The organism is Sphingobium sp. Leaf26 (assembly GCF_001421665.1).
GTDB lineage: Bacteria > Pseudomonadota > Alphaproteobacteria > Sphingomonadales > Sphingomonadaceae > Sphingobium.
This window is the reverse complement of record NZ_LMKV01000022.1, coordinates 1-18,448: the sequence shown is the minus strand read 5'-3', so window position 1 is coordinate 18,448 and position 18,448 is coordinate 1. Positions and strand designations below refer to the sequence as shown.

16 protein-coding genes and 2 pseudogenes are annotated in these 18,448 nt (G+C 60.6%); 15 read left to right on the top strand and 3 right to left on the bottom strand.

All coding sequences use genetic code 11. From position 1 onward, the window contains the following. The first annotated feature begins 370 nt into the window (after window positions 1–370). The gene (locus ASE85_RS13950; protein WP_056689460.1) at window positions 371–898 is read left to right on the top strand and encodes an antirestriction protein ArdA; all 528 of its coding nucleotides are present in this window, start codon (window positions 371–373) and stop codon (window positions 896–898) included. A 73-nt stretch (window positions 899–971) separates the two neighbouring features. Here the strand turns inward: ASE85_RS13950 and ASE85_RS23100 are convergent, their stop codons facing one another. From ASE85_RS23100 to ASE85_RS13940, 3 genes are all read right to left on the bottom strand, one after another. Beyond that, on the bottom strand, window positions 972–1,142 hold the full coding sequence (locus ASE85_RS23100; RefSeq protein WP_156358350.1) for a hypothetical protein: 171 nt from the start codon (window positions 1,140–1,142) through the stop codon (window positions 972–974). A gap of 274 nt (window positions 1,143–1,416) precedes the next feature. Then, on the bottom strand, window positions 1,417–2,700 hold the full coding sequence (locus ASE85_RS13945; protein WP_056689458.1) for a relaxase/mobilization nuclease domain-containing protein: 1,284 nt from the start codon (window positions 2,698–2,700) through the stop codon (window positions 1,417–1,419). Further along, window positions 2,697–3,062 carry a hypothetical protein gene (locus ASE85_RS13940; protein ID WP_056689456.1) on the bottom strand — a complete coding sequence of 122 codons (366 nt, stop codon included), beginning with the start codon at window positions 3,060–3,062 and terminating at the stop codon, window positions 2,697–2,699. The genes ASE85_RS13945 and ASE85_RS13940 overlap by 4 nt, the downstream gene beginning before the upstream one ends. A gap of 434 nt (window positions 3,063–3,496) precedes the next feature. On the opposite strand from ASE85_RS13940, the pseudogene ASE85_RS23095 reads away from it, so the two are divergent. From ASE85_RS23095 to ASE85_RS23965, 14 genes and pseudogenes are all read left to right on the top strand, one after another. Further along, a pseudogene (locus ASE85_RS23095) lies at window positions 3,497–6,032 on the top strand (efflux RND transporter permease subunit); the annotation flags it as partial. 676 nt (window positions 6,033–6,708) lie between these two features. Beyond that, the gene (locus ASE85_RS13930) at window positions 6,709–7,452 is read left to right on the top strand and encodes a DUF4198 domain-containing protein (RefSeq protein ID WP_056689453.1); all 744 of its coding nucleotides are present in this window, start codon (window positions 6,709–6,711) and stop codon (window positions 7,450–7,452) included. A gap of 32 nt (window positions 7,453–7,484) precedes the next feature. Further along, window positions 7,485–7,865, top strand: coding sequence for a hypothetical protein (locus ASE85_RS13925; protein WP_056689452.1), 381 nt, complete (start codon window positions 7,485–7,487; stop codon window positions 7,863–7,865). 10 nt (window positions 7,866–7,875) lie between these two features. Then, the gene (locus ASE85_RS13920; protein WP_056689450.1) at window positions 7,876–8,604 is read left to right on the top strand and encodes a HupE/UreJ family protein; all 729 of its coding nucleotides are present in this window, start codon (window positions 7,876–7,878) and stop codon (window positions 8,602–8,604) included. A gap of 1 nt (window position 8,605) precedes the next feature. After that, window positions 8,606–9,223, top strand: a complete 618-nt coding sequence (locus ASE85_RS13915; RefSeq protein ID WP_056689448.1) for a hypothetical protein — start codon at window positions 8,606–8,608, stop codon at window positions 9,221–9,223. A 23-nt stretch (window positions 9,224–9,246) separates the two neighbouring features. Further along, on the top strand, window positions 9,247–9,447 hold the full coding sequence (locus ASE85_RS24310; protein WP_327196624.1) for a hypothetical protein: 201 nt from the start codon (window positions 9,247–9,249) through the stop codon (window positions 9,445–9,447). After that, window positions 9,414–10,460 (top strand): DUF1624 domain-containing protein, encoded by a 1,047-nt coding sequence (locus ASE85_RS13910; RefSeq protein ID WP_327196623.1) that lies wholly within the window; start codon window positions 9,414–9,416, stop codon window positions 10,458–10,460. Before ASE85_RS24310 ends, ASE85_RS13910 begins: the two co-directional genes overlap by 34 nt. Further along, window positions 10,442–10,822: a hypothetical protein gene (locus tag ASE85_RS23090; protein ID WP_162237456.1), complete on the top strand. Its 381-nt coding sequence runs from the start codon at window positions 10,442–10,444 to the stop codon at window positions 10,820–10,822. The genes ASE85_RS13910 and ASE85_RS23090 overlap by 19 nt, the downstream gene beginning before the upstream one ends. Then, complete coding sequence (locus ASE85_RS13905) at window positions 10,812–11,330, top strand: RNA polymerase sigma factor (RefSeq protein ID WP_235523546.1); 519 nt, start codon at window positions 10,812–10,814, stop codon at window positions 11,328–11,330. Before ASE85_RS23090 ends, ASE85_RS13905 begins: the two co-directional genes overlap by 11 nt. Beyond that, entirely contained in the window at window positions 11,314–12,255 is a 942-nt protein-coding gene (locus ASE85_RS13900) for a FecR family protein (RefSeq protein WP_056689444.1), read from the top strand. The genes ASE85_RS13905 and ASE85_RS13900 overlap by 17 nt, the downstream gene beginning before the upstream one ends. Before the next feature lie 75 nt (window positions 12,256–12,330). Next, window positions 12,331–15,279, top strand: a complete 2,949-nt coding sequence (locus tag ASE85_RS13895; RefSeq protein ID WP_056689442.1) for a TonB-dependent receptor — start codon at window positions 12,331–12,333, stop codon at window positions 15,277–15,279. Then, on the top strand, window positions 15,279–16,928 hold the full coding sequence (locus ASE85_RS13890) for an FAD-dependent oxidoreductase (RefSeq protein WP_056689440.1): 1,650 nt from the start codon (window positions 15,279–15,281) through the stop codon (window positions 16,926–16,928). The genes ASE85_RS13895 and ASE85_RS13890 overlap by 1 nt, the downstream gene beginning before the upstream one ends. A gap of 556 nt (window positions 16,929–17,484) precedes the next feature. Further along, window positions 17,485–17,757: pseudogene (locus ASE85_RS24435) on the top strand (HNH endonuclease); the annotation flags it as partial. 102 nt (window positions 17,758–17,859) lie between these two features. Further along, complete coding sequence (locus ASE85_RS23965) at window positions 17,860–18,411, top strand: hypothetical protein (protein ID WP_235523545.1); 552 nt, start codon at window positions 17,860–17,862, stop codon at window positions 18,409–18,411. Window positions 18,412–18,448 lie beyond the last annotated feature (37 nt).

Genomic DNA, 18,448 nt, shown 5'->3' with positions numbered 1-18,448 from the left:
GCTGCACCCATGGCCATGCCCTCCAATCGGCACCCATAGAGTCAGAAATTTGCCGCTTTGGGAATCCCCACGTGAGTCAGTATCATGGGAGGTTGGTATTAGACTATCGCCCCGACCTTCCTCCCTTTCGGTCGGCGATCTTGCCCCATTCGGGTGACAATCCCTATCGCGGCTTAGGGGAGACTTCCCCTGACGCGGCGCAAGCCCAAGCCTTCGAGCCTTTGACGGTTTCCCCGACCTTCCTGCGTGCAGGCCGGGAGATACCCCTCCGACAAAGGCGGCTTGCGCCTTTCCACCCCCGTTCTCGCCGAAGGGCAGAGTTTCATGAGCCGAGCAAGGCTCGCAAAACTCAAGCCCGATGGAGATCAAAATGGGAGAACAGCAAACACACAAACTAGAACCGAGAATCTATTTCGCGTGCCTCGCGGCCTACAACAACGGCCACCTGCATGGCGAATGGATCGACGCCGACCAGGACCCTTGGCAAATCTATGACGACGTAAAAAAGATGCTGGCGGCCTCGCCCGTCTCGGATGCCGAAGAATGGGCGATCCACGATTACGAGGGCTTCGAAGGCATCAGGATCGAAGAATGCGACGGCTTCGAGCGCGTCGCGGAGCTTGCCACCTTTGTGATCGAATACGGAAAGCTGGGCGCAGAAGTGTTCAGTTATTTTGGATCGCTTGCAGAAGCGCGGTCTGCCCTCTCCGACCAGTACGCCGGGCAGTATGAATCGCTCGCCGACTTCGCGCAGGAGATAACCGAGGAGTCGGCAAACATTCCCGATACGCTGCGTTACTATCTCGATTATGAACGTATGGCGCGGGATATGGCCATCAGCGACGTGATCGCATTCGAGACTGGCATGAGCGAAATTCATGTCTTTTGGAGCCGCTGAAAGCGGTGAAGCAGATTCTTTAGCGACAGCAAGGACGAAAAGAAGGGGCGCGCTTCGCGCCCCTTTATTGTCGCTATGGCGTTGGACCGCGTTTCGCGATCTCAGCGCGGATCATCGTACGAAGCGATTGCGCCGAAGCGATTTCTGGCTTGGTAGCGATTAGACCTTTGCTTGCCTCTTGAAAAAGCGCTGCAAGCTGCGCGTCGGTTTTCTTTGCCAGATCGTCTTTGGTCATTTTGAACATGGATTCCTCCTGTCTCTCTTGCGCCGCCCCGGATGGGCCGCGTTGAGGAGGAAAAATCAGTCCGCATGAATAAGGTGCATTGCCTGCAATCGAAACGGACGTGGAGAAGGTTAGTAGGTATGACTACGCCTTGCACCAGTCAGCATTCATCGGGCGATATAACGACAACAGACAGCGACCCGGACGGGGTAAGAAAGACGACGAAGGAAAACGGGCAAAATGGGTAACGCGAGCAGGCCGTGCCAACACCAGATCCAGCGCTGGAAGTAAGCTCCTATCGCCCCAGCTCAGGACTGCGAGGCGCAGGCCGACTGCGATCCGTGCCGTCCCTCTCGAACTTTCCATCACGCGCCATGCGACGATACTGCGCCGCATCCCGATAAAGGCCGAGCAATTGCCCGGCATGACGTTCGCGCACGAGGACAATCTGCGATTGCAGCCCCTGGCGATCCTTTAACTGCGACTGGACGAGATCATGCCGCTGGTTTCGGTCACGTTGAAGCCCGAAGAAGGCTTCCATCTCGTTCTGTTTCCGGACTTTGAAATAGCGCCCGGTCAGGATGTCCCAGACACCTTTCGCGCCTGTGCGAACTCGAGCTGATCGATGCTGATTTTCAACGGTCAGGCGATCCCGCTGCATCCGGTCCAGCTTCACCCGTTCCGCTTTATGCTGATCCTGCATCGCCTGTTTCTGTTCGTTGAGCGGCTTGATCGCGTTGACCGCTATACGTTTGGCTTCCGAGATATAGCGCGAAAGACGAGGTGCTACTGTTTCGCCAATATATCGAACGGTAGCGGCGACAGATCGCAGTTCCTTTGGGTCGCCAAGCCGCGCAGTGACATCCTTGGTTTTCTTGTCGATCATCCGGGCAATCGCGAAAGCTTCACCTTCGATGGACACAGCGACATGACCCCGCCGATCCCCTTGAGCGATGAACAGTCCACGCTCTTCCAGTGCCTTTGCGAATGCCGGGCCATTATCTGACATCGCCCAGCACTCCTGAATCGTGGCCTTGATTTGGTTAGCGTCGAGGCCTGCCCGCTTCGCCTGCTGCCATTCGTCGAGCGTGAAATTGCGCGGATTGCGCAGCTTGGAATTGCGGAACCCTTCCGGCATCTTCCAGCCGTTTTCGAGATACAGTTCCTTGCCAATGTCGCGCAGTTTTGATTTGAAGAACGGCAGAGGCTTCGCCGTCATCGTTTCCGCGTCTATCCGCGACCAGACGGCATGAGCATGGCGACGACCTTCCTTTTCATGGAAGACGATCATGCGCGGCTGACCTTTCAGGCCAAGCCGCTCTTCAATCATATTGCACGCTTTCTCGAAAACTTCGACGCGGACCGACTCGCCGACAGGCGGGTTTAGCGACACGGAAAACAGGTGCTGTCTGCACTTCGTGCCGAGCGAAAGCGCATGAGATTCCTTCATTGCGCCCATCAGGTCGTCGGAGATAAAGCCGCTCACCTCATGGATTTCGACGTGTTCGTTCTCTTCGGTCTTCATCAGGTGAAGACCGAGCTGTTTGGCACCGCTGCGCTGTGATGCCTTGAGGATCATGGGCCAACCTCAAGGTTCATGGCCTCGATAAGCAGGCGGCGAATTTCCTGAACGTCTGCCGCTGCCATCATGAGCGCCGCTTCCGTGTCAGGTGTGACTGGCAGGCTTCCCGAATTGGCCGACCGAGCCAACTGGTTCAGATTGGATGACAGCCGGGATTGGCCGAGCAGCCCCAGAACCTGCGCCAAGGCCTGATGATCCTTGACGGGGCGCTTACCCCGACGACGCGGCGGCGGATTATCAGAATCGAAGAGCCGCGACTGGACATAGGCGCTGAGGGACATATCTCCGGCATCCCGTTCTAGCCGGGCGCGTTGCTCGAATGTAAGCCAAAGGGAGAACGGGGCCGGGCGCTTCGCCATGCCAGCCCCCTCTTACGCTATTTTGCGCCTCCGCCCGACAGCCGGGAGGCCGTCGCGCGGGGCGCGTTCATCCTTCCGTTCATTGGTGTTTTGGGCTTGTCCACAACCGAGGCTTGAATGCTGAAGAACGGCGTTCCATTCTTTCAGCATTTCAGTAAGATGGTTCGAACGCGGTCCCTGCCGCTCCGCCACTGAGTCATTCTCTGCACATTTGATCAGCCAGTATCGCCCAAGAACCCCGGGGTTTGGCGCCTTCCAAGATAAAAAGCGTGCCTCGGAGAGAAGCTGCGACCGCAGATCAGACAAAACTTCGCCGATTTTCTCCGTGCCATTACGGGCAGGTACGCTTCTGCAATTGCCTGCTTTTCCCTGCACATGAGCTGGTCGAAAAATAGCAGGCAATTCTCGGTTCGGGTCGCACCAGACAATGGCGGAAACTGGCCGACGCATTGGAGCGCGCGAATGTGTCCGCTGGCTCCAACTATGTGCGCCGCGCCAGGGAAAGTTTCCTCGTCCGCGCCGACGCGCGGTTGAAGTCGATCGAGGATATTCAGGACGCGGTCGTCGCCACCCGGGCAGGCGTTCCGGTGCGGGTCCGCGATGTGGGCGATGTCGTGATCGGCGGCGCCGTGCGCACCGGGTCGGGCAGTCGCATGGGTTCCGAAGCGGTCATTTCCACCATATTGATGTTGGTTGGCGAAAACAGCCGCGTCGTAGCCACCCGCGTCGCCGACAAGCTGGTCGACATCAACAAGTCGCTGCCGCCGGATGTCTTTGCCGAGCCGGTCTACAACCGGTCCAAGCTGGTCAACGCCACCATCGCCACCGTCGAAAAGAATCTGATCGAAGGCGCGCTTCTGGTCATTGTCGTGCTGTTTCTGCTGCTCGGCAATATCCGCGCGGCGCTGATCACGGCTGCGGTGATCCCGATCACCATGTTGATGACGGCATCCGGCATGAACGCCCTTGGCGTATCGGGCAATCTGATGAGCCTCGGCGCGCTCGACGTCGGACTTATCGTCGATGGCGCGGTGATCATCGTGGAAAATGCGCTGCGTCGTCTGGCCGAGCGACAGGAACATGAACGTCGTCTGCTGACGCTGGACGAGCGGATGAGCGAAACGATCGATGCGGCCAAGGAAATGGTCCGGCCTACCGTCTTTGGTCAGCTCATCATCTTCCTCGTCTTCGTGCCGTTGCTGACCTTCCGGGGGTGGAGGGCAAGACCTTCGCGCCCATGGCGACAACCCTCCTGATGCTGGCGCTTGCATCGGCGTTCGTCCTGTCGATCACCTTCGTGCCCGCGATGATCGCGATCGTCGTCAGCGGCAAGGTCAGTGAAACCGAAGTCAAGCCGATCCGCTGGTTTAAGGAGAAATATGCGCCGCTCCTCGACAAGGCAGTGGCGCGGCCGGTGCTGTTCGTCGCGGCCGGTGCGGGCATCTTCTTCGCTGCCGTTCTGGCGTTCGGCTTGCTGGGAGAGGAGTTCATGCCCCAGCTCGACGAGAAGGACATCACGGTCACCAACTTCCGGGTGCCATCCGCCTCGATCGACCAATCGACGCAAATGCAGGTTCAGATCGAGAATGCGCTCAAGACGCTGCCCGAGGTGGAACTGGTATTTTCCAAGAACGGCAATGCCGACCTCGGCACCGACCCGATGCCGCCAAACTCGTCAGACACCTATGTCATTCCCAAGCCGGAAAGCGAATGGCCGGCCGAGGTGACGTCGAAGGAAGATATCCTGCGACGTATCGAAGAGCGCATGAAGCCGCTCATCGGCAATCGGACGGAGATCCAGCAACCCATCCAGATGCGTTTCAACAAACTGATCGCCGGCGTGCGCGCCGACGTCGCGGTCAAACTTTATGGTGACGATCTGGAGGCGATGAGCGAGCAGGCTCGTCGCATTGCTGGCGTCCTGCACGGGATCCCGGGCGCAGGCGATGTCAGCGCCGAACAGACCGACGGCGCGCCGACGTTCGACGTCAAGATCGATCGGCAGGCCGCGGCACGTTACGGCCTCTCGGTGGAGGAAGTGGCCAACACCGTCTCCGCCGCGCTGGGTGGCCGGGAAGCGGGGCTGTTGTTCGAGGGCGATCGCCGCTTCGCAGTGGTGGGTCGCTTGCCGGATGCGCAGCGGGACGATGTCGAAACGCTGGGATCGATCCCGGTCATGCTGCCTGCGGCCGATGGTCAGGTGGCGCGTTCCATCCCGCTGCGGGAAGTGGCTCGGTTCAGCTATACGCAGGGGTTGAACCAGATCAGCCGCGAAAATGGCAAACGGATGGTGGTCGTTCAGGTCAACGTCCGGGGTCGCGACCTTGGCGGCTTCGTCGAGGAAGCCCAAAAGGCGATCGGCCAGATGCAACTCCCGTCAGGCATGTATACCGAATGGGGCGGGACGTTCGAAAGCCTGCAGTCGGCGCGTTTGCGGCTCCTGCTGGTCGTGCCGATCTGCTTCCTCGCCATCTATGCGTTGCTTTACATGACGCTGGGCGGCTTCATTCCGGCAGCGATCGTGTTCAGCGCGGTGCCGATGGCGCTGGCGCTGGCGCTGGCGGGCGGGGTATTCGCACTTCTGCTGCGCGGCATCCCCTTTTCGATCACGGCAGCGGTCGGTTTTATCGCGCTGTCAGGCGTCGCGGTGCTGAATGGTCTGGTCATGATGAGCGCCATCGGCAAGCATCGCGAGGATGGCGCAAGCGAGGATGACGCCATTATCGGGGGGCAATGGAGCGCGTCCGGCCGGTCCTGATGACGGCGTTGGTCGCCAGTCTTGGCTTTGTGCCGATGGCGATCGCCACCGGTACGGGCGCGGAGGTTCAGCGGCCCTTGGCGACAGTGGTGATCGGCGGACTTATCACCTCGACCGCGCTCACATTGCTGGTGCTTCCCGCAATAACGGCGCTCGCGGCAAGGTGGCGAAGCGCTCGGAAAAAGGCCCTTTCGCAGCCGCTCGAACCATGAAAATGATCTGGAATCGGACGCCTGTAACGCCCGATTTCATGTCTTTTACAAAGCCTGTGAGCGAACGCCGAAAACATTCGATTTGATACGGAATATGCGGGGAATTCGGAGGATTATTCCGCGAAATGCCATTCAAACCACATCCTCCGCCTCTCAATGTCGATACGAATTTGGGGAGCCAAGAATTGGTTGCACGCGAGATGGAAACGCAACGTGACCAGCGGCGCAATGGCCCCGGATTGCAAGCCGCGGGACTATTGATCGCTGGGCTCATGGTCAGCGGTTGTGGCGGGATACAGGAGAAACCCGCTCCCGTCGTTGGATCGACAACGCATGCTCGGAGCGTCTTTGCGGCATGCTGGAAAACGGCCGGCGAAGGCCATGCGCGCGAGCGACGAGGCCCGCAGCATAGCCTTCGCTATTATTACGGCCTGCACCGGTACGCCGTCAGGGAGCAATGTCGTGCCTATGCAGACCAAACAAATTCGAGACGAGGGGAGAAGATAAATAAGAAATATCCGGGGCTTTCTGCTTTCCAGGCATTTGAAAAGTCGTGCGGCAACGCCCTCAAAGTCACGCATCATTAACAATATGACCTAACGCATTTCAGGGATCACTTGGCCTTGTGCCGCATGATGGCTGAAGAATTGGAAAATTGAACAGGTTGGAGACTCGTATGAGACTGGTTCGAACATTATCCGTTGCACTGGGTGTAAGCACGTTGCTGGCCGCAACCGCGCCGGTCGGTGCGCACGGCATCTGGTTCGCGCAGAGGGCGCGCCAACTGGCGCTGGTCTATGGCGTTGGCGCCGACGATCTGGACGCCGTCAAGCGCTTGCCATTGGTCAAGACGGTCACCGGCTATGACAGCGATTGGGCGCCCGTCACCACCTCTCTTCGCGCCGCCGGTGCGATCCCGGTCGTCGATAGCGACGAACCGGTCGCGGCCGTCGCGGCCACCATGGACTATGGCTATTGGAGCAAGACCCCGGACGGCGAGTGGCATAACAAGGGCCGCGACGAAGTCCCCAACGCGACGCTTGCCGAGCATAATTTCAAATATGCGGTCCATCTGACGCAAGTGCCTACCAAGCCGGTGCCGCTGTTCGAGGGGCACACGCTCCAGCTCGTGCCCGCCGACCTTGCCATCCCCCAGAAGATGGGCGAGCCGATGAAGGTGCGCGTCTATTACAAGGGCAAGCCTGTCGCCGGTGCGACCGTGATGCAGGATTATGTCAACGATCCCGACGAAGTCGCCCCGGCCAAGACCGGCGCTGATGGCACCGCCACGATCAAGCTGCGCAATCAGGGCATCAACGTGCTGATGGCGATCTATGTCGGCCAGACGACCGACAAGAAGGTCGATCATGAGGAATATCGCGCCTCGCTGTCCTTCGTCCTTCCACACCTGCCCGAATAAGCCTTTCGGCCAATCCATTGGAGACATGTTTTATGAAGATCGATCTTTTCCGCACGGGACTTGCTGCCCTGGCACTTGCCGCGCTGCCCGCTTCCGCCTTCGCGCATGGCAGCATGAAGCCGCAACATGGCGGCCTCGTACAGATGTCGGGTGAAACCCTGATCGAACTGGTGACCGGCCCCAAGGGTGTCGACGTCTATCTGAGCGAAGAAGATGAGCCGGTGCCTGCCGCCGGTTACACCGCCAAGCTCACCCAGACGGCAGGGAGCGCCAAGACCGAAGCGGCGCTCAAGCCTGCCGGGGGCAACAAGCTGACTGCTGCCGGCTTCAAGGCGGCCAAGGGCGCGAAACTCGTTGTGGCCCTGGTCGACAAGAGCGGCGCGAAAATCTTCGCGACGTTCCAGACCAAGTAAAGGCGCCGACATGCACAGCGCGATCCGGTTTCCGCTCCAACCCCAGATATTGCGGCGGATCGTGCTGCTGCTTTTGGGCTTGGCCATGGCGTTCATGAGCGCGACGCTCTGGGCGCATGGCGTCAACGAGAATGACAAGGCCTTCATCGAAGGTGCGTCAGGCGTCAACATCATCCCCTATATGTATCTGGGGGCCAAGCACATGGTCACCGGCTACGACCATCTGCTGTTCCTGGCTGGGGTCATCTTCTTCCTCTATCGGTTGAAGGACGTCGGCGCCTATGTGACGCTGTTCGCGATCGGCCACAGCACTACGCTGCTGTTGGGCGTGATCCTCGACATTCGCGCCAACCCCTACATCATCGACGCGATCATCGGCCTCTCGGTCGTCTACAAGGCGATCGATAATCTGGACGGGTTCAAGACCTGGTTCGGGGTGTCGCCCAATCCCAAGGCGGCGGTGCTGATCTTTGGTTTCTTCCATGGCTTTGGCCTAGCCACCAAGATCCAGGAACTGACGCTGGCCAAGGACGGGCTGATCCCCAACCTCATCAGCTTCAACGTGGGCGTTGAGATGGGTCAGTTCATGGCGCTGACCGTGATCCTCCTGCTGATGAACCTGTGGCGCATGTCGTCCAGTTTCAACCGAACGGCCATCGTCGCCAACGCCGCGCTCATGACCGCCGGCTTCGTCCTCATCGGCTTCCAGTTGGCCGGCTATTTTACCCAGGGTGCCTGACATGACCATGCAAACTGCTTCCGCACTTCCGACCTCGATCAAGCCTTCGCCTTCCACGCTTGCCAAGGCGACCGGCAGCGCGGCCATCGCGGCCGTTGCGGTTCTCACCTTGTTCGTGCTGCCGGCCGAATATGGCATCGACCCCACCGGCGTCGGCACGGCGCTTGGCCTGAACGGCATGGTCGCCGGCGAAGCGGCCGAAACAGCCCCCGCGCCCGCGTCGGAAGCTGCCGGCCCAACCGACATCGCGATTCCGACCAAGGCGACCATCGCCAAGTCAGCCGCATGGCGACAGGACGAGATGACCATCACTCTGGCACCTCATAGCGGGCAAGAGGTGAAGGCGCACATGGTCAAGGGTGACAGCTTCATCTTCCAGTGGAAGTCGACAGGTGGTCCGGTGAAGGCCGAAATGCACGGCGAAAAAACCGGCGTCACCGACGGCTCCTTCACTGACTATTGGAAGGAACTCGAACTCACCGGCGGCCAGGGCGACTTCACTGCGCCCTTCGATGGCACCCATGGCTGGTATTTCCGCAACAAGGGCGAAACGCCGATCACTGTCACCGTCAAGACGGTCGGCTTCTACAAGGATCTCTTCCTGCCCAAGGGTGAGTGAAGAGCCAGGCGAGGGATAATCAGATGAACAGCATTGCGGGCCAGGCGCACCTTACAGCCCTAAACCCCGGCATGACATCGCCGGTCGCCGCTGCAAAGGCCCGCACGCGGCTGATCGCGATCGACGCGCTGCGCGGTTTGGTGATGCTGTTCATGCTGGTCGATCATGTCCGCGAACATGGTTCCTGCATTTGCAGGTCACAGATCCCGTTGACGCGAATATAACCGATCCGGGCCTGTTCTCCACCCGCCTGCTCTCCACCTTCTGCGCGCCGACTTTCGTCGCGCTGACTGGCCTTTCGGCATGGCTCTACGGCCAGTCGCATAGTCGGGCGCAGGTATCTGAGTTCCTGCTGAAGCGCGGGCTTTTCCTGATCTTCCTGGAATTCACGATCGTCTGCTACGCTTGGCCAACACAGGCCAACACATTCCCGCCGCCCACCATCTGGTTCCAGGTGATCTATACGATCGGCATCAGCATGATCGCGCTGGCGGCGCTGCTCCATCTGCCGCGCCCTGCGCAGTTCGCTCTGGGGTTGGCGATCGTGTGCCTTCACAATCTGCTCGATCCGATTCGTCTGAGCCCGGACTCGCCCTTTTTCATTCCATGGGCGATGCTCCACCAGCGCGACAAGTTCGAGATCGCCGGGATACTGTTCAAGACCACCTATCCGGTGCTGCCCTGGATCGGCATAATCCTGTTAGGGTATGCCTGCGGTCCGTGGTTCGCGCGGGGCACCAATCCCAAGCCAAGGATCAAGCGGCTGGCTATGCTGGGCCTGGGCCTGCTTGTCGGCTTCCTGCTCATCCGCACGCTCAATTTCTATGGCGACAAGCCCTGGTTCATCGCGGATACGCCGTTGCGAACCGTCATGAGCTTCCTCGCGCTCACCAAATATCCGCCATCGCTGCTCTTCCTGATGCTGACCGTGGGCACCGGATGCTTGTTGCTGGCGCTGTGCGAGAAGTTCGAGGATAGCAAGGTGATGCCGACGCTCGCCATGCTGGGCGGCGCACCGATGTTCTACTACATCCTCCATCTCTACACGCTCAAGCAGCTCTACAATATCGCGATGCTGTTTTACGGCCCGACGAAGGGCGCCGTGTTCGGCGTCGATAATCTGAGGTGGGTATGGATCTGGGTGTTTATATTGATCCCGGTTCTCTATTTTCCGACGAGATGGTTCGCCCGGCTCAAGCAGCGCCGCAAGGATATCTGGTGGCTGAAATATCTTTGATTGCGAGATACCGCTGGTTCAATGTGATCCAGGAGGCAGCATCGTTACAGCGTGAAACGGAGCAGCAGCCAGTCCGTCTTCGCAGCAGTTTGCCCGTTTACAAATGGAATTGCGGACGGTCTGCTACCGAGATGAGAAATTTGGCCGTCAAGCGTCTTATTTGGGTCGTTCAAGTAGGCGCTTCCATGCCCGATAAACGCTATTCGACCTGCCTTATGGTGATGATGTTGCCGCAAGAAAGCGGTAAAAAAGAATTTATGACGGAAAATTCGTCGTCGCGTCTCTTTGACCTGAGAGAGGAGATAGAACACGGAACGCGAGGCACTGGCGCGATGGGTTGGGCGAGAGATATTGCCCCATGAACGCGACCTGCGCATCTGGTTGCGGCGACAGGTCGTGGCCGCCGCAGATGTGGAGGATATTGTGCAGGAATGCTATTGCCGCCTCGCCCAGTTGCACGATGTGTCCCACATCACCGTGCCGCGTGCCTATCTTTTCATCATGGCGCGCAATATCGCGCGTCGTCAGCGCGAGCGGGCGCGGGTCGTGCGGATCGATCCTCTTGCCGCGACGATGGAGGCTGAAGCCGATTTTCTGACGCCCGAGCGCGTGGCGCAGGCGCGGCAGGAGTTGGGCCGGGTGCAGGCGGCGCTCGCCACGCTCTCCGATCGCGCGCGCAGCATCTTCATCATGCGCCGGATCGAAGGTCAGAGTCAGAAGGCGATTGCGCAGGCATTGGGCATCAGCGAGACGATCGTGGAAAATGAGGCGAGCCGGAGTCTGCGCGCGCTTCTGCAGCACATGACGCACGCGGATGCGGACCAGGAGCAACCCGTGGCGACGCGAGGCGCGCATGCCAGGCAGCATTGAGGATATGGCGGCGCGCTGGGCCGTGCGCCATCCGCTCGATCCCGACCAGCACGCGGCGCTCGACGCTTGGCTGGCGCTGGACCCGCGCCACGCAGGCGCGCTGCTGCGGGCGCAGGCCGCACTTTCCTGTGTAGACGACGCGTTGGTCGCGGATGCCGATCAACCTTCCAAAGCCCCCTTCTGGACCCGCCGTAAATGGCTGGCGGCCGGGCTGGGAGGCAGCATGGCGGCTGTGCTTGCGGGTGGGCTTGGCCTGTCCCGATGGATGGGGCAGCATGTTGCGACAGAACGGGGTGAAATCCGCCGCTTGCCGCTTGGCGACGGATCGGTCGCCACGATCGACAGCGACAGCGATTTGCACGTCGCGCTGGGTGACGAAGCGCGCCGCATCACGCTCGCCAAGGGGCAAGCATGGTTTCAGGTTGCCAAGGACAGTCGTCGTCCCTTCATCGTCGATGCCGGCCTGGCGCAGGCGCGCGCGATCGGCACCGCCTTTTCCGTCAGCCGCACCGACAAGGGGGTACAGATTGCCGTCACCGAAGGCACCGTCGCGACATGGGCGAAGGATGGCGGCGGGTCGATGACGATCCTGAAGGCAGGCGATTTTGCGACCTTCGAAGGCGGCGCACTGGTGCCCGTCACCGGCAATGCGCCACAGGCGATCGAGCGCGCGCTCGCATGGCGCATGGGGGAAATCGCGCTGGAAGGCGACACACTGCGTGACGCCGTGGTCCGCTTCAACCGGTACAATGCGCAGCAACTCGTCATCGTCGATGAAAGCCTCGCCAATGAAAAGCTGATCGGCCTGTTTCGCATCGACAATCCGGCGGGATTTGCCCGCACGCTGGCCGCCTCGCTCGATGTGACGGTCACGGTCACACCCGACGCCATCCGCCTGTCGCGCAAAAAAATCGATACGATCTGACGGAAAGTCCATCTGCCCGGCTCTTGTTTCATAAGAGCGCACCGGCAAGCAGGGCGCCACGACAGGGGAGGACATATGAAGACCGCGCTCGCTCATCTTCTTGGCACCGGGGCCGCGATCATCTGTTGCATCGGTACGCCCGCCGACGCCGCTGCGCAGATCCGCCATTTCGACATTGCACCCCAATCAGCCCGCACCGGCATCCCCCTTTTCGCCAAGCAGGCGGGAATCGAGATATTGGTGACGGGCGCTGCGGCGGAAGGCGTCAGCCTGCGCCGTCTTCAGGGCACCATGGATGTGACGCAGGCGCTTCGTCAGCTGCTGACCGGCACCGACCTCGTCATCACGAAGGCGGGGACCGCCATCGTCCTGAAGCGCGAGCGGCCCGTGACGCCCAGCGCCGCCGCCTTCATGGTCGCGGCTCCTGCCTTCGCCCCCACGACGCAAGAAGGCGATGCACCCGCCGCCACCGTCGCCGAACCCGCAACGCAGGACATCATCGTCACCGGTATCCGCGCCTCGCTCCAGGAATCGATCAACGTCAAGCGCGCCGCTGGGAACATCGTCGACGTCATCACCGCGCAGGACATCGGCAAGCTGCCCGACCAGAATGTGGCTGAATCGATGAGCCGCATTACCGGCGTCCAGATCACCCGGCGCGAAGGCGACGGTTCCAACTTTACTGTGCGCGGCATTTCCCAAAACCGGCTGGAAATAAACGGGCGTACCTTTCTAGGGCCGGGGGCTGGCGGCAGCGCGTCGCTCGAATCTATCAGCCCGGAAATCATCGGCAGCATCGTCGTGTCGAAATCGCCGACGGCGGACATGCCCGAAGGCGCGCTCGGCGCGACCGTCAACCTCAAGACCAAGCGCCCGCTCGATCTTGACGATCTGGTCGTCAGCGGCCGGTTGCAGGGTGCCTATACCGATCAGGCCGATCATCTGGGCTATCGCGGATCGGCGCTGGTTTCGAAAAATTTCGACGACCGGCTCGGCATCCTCGCCAGCGTAGCCTATTCCAATACGCGCACGCGCGGGCAGTCCTTCGATTCCGGCGGCTGGACCCGGACCGACGAGATCGACGGCGATGGCGACGGCGTCAACGACCCCGGCCTCTTCCGTCCCAACCGTTTCATGGCGCGCATCTTCGACCGCAAGGAGCAGCGGCTGACGCTCAACAGCGCGATCCAGTTTCGCCCGGCGGACGATTGGGAGATCATCCTCGACGGCACCTATTCGCGGCTGAAGCGCGAGCGCAACAGCGCCAATTATCAGGTGCTGTTCAACAACAATGACGTCAACGCTGTCGCGGACAAAAATGGCACGGTCGTCAGCGGCACCTTCACCGGCGTCACGCTGCGCCCTCTCATCTATGATGAGCCGACGGAGTTCCGCTCCACCAACATTGGCTTCTCGACCAAATATGACGGCGATATCGTCAAGATGTCTGCCGATGCGTCCTACAGCAAGGGGAAGGGAACGGACGGCGGGCCGGGTGCGTCGTTCACCTATGTCGTCGTGCCTCGCGCGGGCAACACCACCAACGCCAGCTATGATTTTTCGCGCGGCGGCCCTGTGCCCGACCTGTCGCTTCAAACCAATTTCGACCGCGATGATCCGTCGCAATATCAGCTTGCCTCAATCTTCGAGAACGACTTTCGCACCGACAATAGCGGCTATGACGCACGGCTCGACTTCGACATCCGCACCGACTGGGGGCCACTCAGCTCCATTCAGGTCGGATCGCGCTACGAAAATATCAAATTCTATTCGGAATCACCGCAGAACGTTCCCTCCGCTGCCAGCCTGCTCGCCAGAGGAGACAAAAATGGCGACGGCATCATCACCGTCGATGAAATGCCGGGCCTCAATTACGATAACAGCATGGGCAGCTTCTTTCCCGGTGCTTCGGGCAACTTCCCACGCGACATCCTGACCGGCACTGTGGACAAGGAGGCGGCACGCGACGCCTTCGGCCTGCCGATCCCCCGCGCCGACGCCATCCCGCTCGGCCGCGTATCCGTTCGCGACGTCAATCAGGACACACTGGCCTTCTACGTCCGCGCCAATTTCAAGAGCGAGATCGGCACCATGCCCGTATCAGGCAATGCGGGGGTGCGCTATATCTCGATCGAGCGTACATCGGCGGGCTTCCTCTCCGACACGCAGCCTACGGCCAGCAAGTCCCGCTTCGATTATTTCCTGCCGAGCGCCAACCTCTCGGTCGAACTTACACCCAGCCTCATTTTCCGCGCGGCCGCGGCCAAGGTGGTGGCTCGCCCGAGCCTCAGCGACGTAGGCGTTAGCTTCGTACCGCTCATCGTGTCGCGCACCGGCTCGCGCGGCAACCCCAACCTCCGCCCGTTCGAAGCGACGCAATATGACGCGACGCTCGAATGGTATTTCGCCCCTTCGAGCGCGCTGACCGTCGCCGGTTTCTACAAGGACGTGGATTCCTTCACGATCAACACGGCCCGTGCAGAATTCGTGCCCGGCCTTTCGACCGGCGCGGATGACCTGTTTCAGATCACCCAGCCGACCAACGGCCGGTCGGGCACGATCAAGGGCGTGGAGCTTGCCTATCAGCAATCGCTGCGCTTCCTGCCTGCACCCTTCAACAATCTGGGCATCCAGACCAACTACACCTATGTCGATAGCAAGACGCCGCTTGTGGACGAAGCAACCCGGCTTGCGCTGCCGCTGCCGGGCCTGTCGAAGCACAGCTACAACCTCATCGGCTATTATGAGGACAAGATGCTGTCGGTCCGCGTCGCCTATATCCATCGCAGCAAATATCTTCAGGGGCAGGGGAGTGCGGCGTCTGGCGGCAGCTCCTACATGCAGGCGCGCGGCCAGCTCGACGCATCGGCGCAGATCAACCTGACCAGCAATATCCGTCTGACGGCAGAGGCGATCAACCTCACCCGATCGATCGAGCGGCAATATCTGCAAGATCCGGCCCGGCTGCTGAGTTCGCTGCGCGAAGATCGCCGCTTCTTCTTCGGCGTGGCGGCGACCTTCTGATGCGCGCCCGCTTCAAGCCCCTGCTGCTCGCCGTCGCCGCGTTCCTCTCCAGCGGGGCGAGCGCCGACACGGAAAGCACTGCATCCCGATCGGCCGATATCGTGATCTATGGCTGCACATCGGCTGGCGTCATCGCCGCGATCGAGGCGCGACGGCATGATCGTAGCGTGCTGCTCGTCTGCCGCGACGCCTATGTTGGCGGCATGACGACCAATGGCCTTGGTTGGTCGGACACGGGCAATCATCGCGCGATCGGCGGCCTGTCGCTCGAATTCTATCGCCGGGTGAAACGCCATTATGACGATCCCGCCGCCTGGAACCTTGCCAAGCGGCCTGCAACAGCCCCCAATTTCATCGACGACGGCGCGATGTGGCAGTTCGAGCCTAAGGTTGCCGAGCGAATATACGAAGATTGGCTGAGGAACTCAGGGGTTCCCGTGATCCGGTCCCGCCCCATTGATCGCCGCCCCGGCGCGGTCGAGGTGAAGGGCGGCAAGATCGTCGCATTCCGCGCCAGGAGCGGCGAGCGCTTCGCAGGGCGCGTCTTCATCGACGCCACATATGAGGGCGACCTGATGGAGGGCGCGGGCGTCCGCTTCGCTGTGGGGCGCGAGGCCAACGCCACCTATGGCGAGACGCTGAACGGCGTGCAGATGGTCAACAGCACCAACCACCAGTTCATGCTCGACATCGATCCCTATGTCGTGCCGGGCAATCCCGCCAGCGGCCTGCTGCCGCGCGTCACCGCCGACAGGATCGTGCCGGACGGATCGGCGGACAACCGCATCCAAGCCTATACCTTCCGTATGTGCCTGACCGATGTGCCTGCCAACCGTGTACCCTTCACAAAGCCTGCGGGCTATGACGCGCGCCAATATGCGCTGCTCCAACGCTATATGGATGCAGGCTTCCGCAACTTCTTCCAGAAGTTCGATCGCATCCCCAACGGCAAGACCGACACCAATAATTTCGGTGCCTTCTCCTTCGATGATATCGGCATGAACTATCGCTATCCAGAGGGGAGCGATATGGAGCGCGCGGCCATCATCCGCGAGCATGTCACCTATCAGCAGGGGCTGCTCTGGTTCATGGCCAACGATCCTGGCGTGCCGGCGGAAACCCGCGCGGAAATGGCGCGCTGGGGCCTGTGCAAGGATGAATTTACCGGCAACGGCAACTGGCCGCGCGAACTCTATGTCCGCGAAGCACGGCGCATGGTGTCGGACTTTGTGATGGCGGAGCCTCATCTGCGCGGCGCCAAGCCCACCCCCCGGCCGATCGGGATGGGATCCTACAACATGGATTCCCACAATGTGCGCCGCATCGTCGACGCACGCGGTTTTGCCCGCAACGAAGGCAATATAGAGGTCAGCCCCGACCGCGCCTACCCGATCAGCTACGACGCGATCGTGCCGAAGCGTCAGGAGGCGACCAACCTGCTGGTGCCGGTGGCGCTCTCCGCGTCGCACATCGCCTACGGGTCGATCCGCATGGAACCGGTGTTCATGATACTTGGCCAGTCTGCCGCTGTTGCAGCCTCGCTTGCGGTTGATGGCGACATCCGCGTCCAAGATATCGATTACAAACGCCTGCGAAAAATACTGCTCTTGGAAAATCAGGTCTTAGATACATTCCACGGAGACAAGTAGTGCTCGTTCGAGAAAAGCGGACCTTCCGGACGTTGGGCAGCGATTTAAGTCGCTGAACTACGGGGAAGGGTCGACTGCTACCGGAAGCAAACGCGCGGTCGTGGGACTTTTCTGCCTGTTGTCAGCGATGCGATGAACGGCAAGTTTTGCCAGAAGCCGACATTCAGAGGAAGCCGGACCGGCACTGCATAGCTGCTAAAACTGGGCCGTCTCCGGACTGGCAGCTTGCGGGATGAAAAACGCAAAAGCGAACGTCACGTTGAACGTCACGAGGGCATAGTCGAACGAGGCGGGCATGCCATAGGGTCGGTCGATTCCGTATCCGGGTTGATGAAGGACTAATTTAAGTTGGCAACGATTTCAGGCCGCCGACCGCCGTCAGTCCCAGCCTAGTTGTGCGCTAAATGTGCGCGCCGCGCGCGGGGGAGAACGCGTGCGCCGAAAAATTGCGAAAATCGGGGCTTTCGATCGGTGAGGATCCGCTCGAGCCGATTTAGAAATGCGAGTGAATTTGGTCTGACAATGCGCGCTAGGACAAGCCGGCGCACGCGGGCATATATGCGCCACGGACGAATCGACTGAAAAGGCCTGTCGCCACTACGACGAGCGATACGACAGCGTCTTCCAGAAGACGTTCGAGCGGAGCGAGAAGGAGGAACTTGGGCGGGGCGACCCCCAACACTGCCGTTTCTGCGGGAAGAAGCCACCCGAAGTTAGCTTCAAGAGCGTCGCCCACGCAATCCCTGAGTGCCTAGGCAATCGCGGCCTGACCTCAGCATACGAGTGCGACACTTGCAACGGCATCTTTGGGCGTGGGATCGAGAATGACCTCGGCGAATGGACGAAACCAATGCGCACGTTCGCACGGATCCGCGGCAAGAACGGCGTCCCTACGCTCCGAAAGGGTCCGAACGGCGGCTGGAGGGTCGAGATGAAAGACGGCCGTCTCGACGTGAAGGCTTACGAGGACGATCCGATCTTCGAGGTCGAAGAGCCGAATCGCCGCGTCGTATTCACCCTGAAGCGCGGCACCTACACGCCCATTGCAGTCTATAAGGCGTTCGTGAAGATCGGCCTGACACTGATGCCGACGGCAGAGCTTGCCCCGTTCTCCGACACCTTGGACCTCATCCGCGAAACCGACCATTCGCGGAGCTGGGTCGGGCAAGCCCCAATCATCCACACCTTTCAGAGCGGCCCAATGGCGAACGACCGGTTCACTGCCATCGTCCTGAGGCGGAAGCCGGGCGTCACAGACGTTCCCTTTGCATACCTCGTCATTGGCTACGGCAACGACGTGTTCCAAGTCGCGCTGCCGGCCCGCCAGGAAGACGCCGCGATCAACGGGAAGCCGCTTCAGATCGTGCCGTTCCCCACGCATGGCGGGCCCGATCCCGCTACCTACGGACGCGCGCAACCCACCTTATACCAACCTCCCATGATACTGACTCACGTGGGGATTCCCAAAGCGGCAAATTTCTGACTCTATGGGTGCCGATTGGAGGGCATGGCCATGGGTG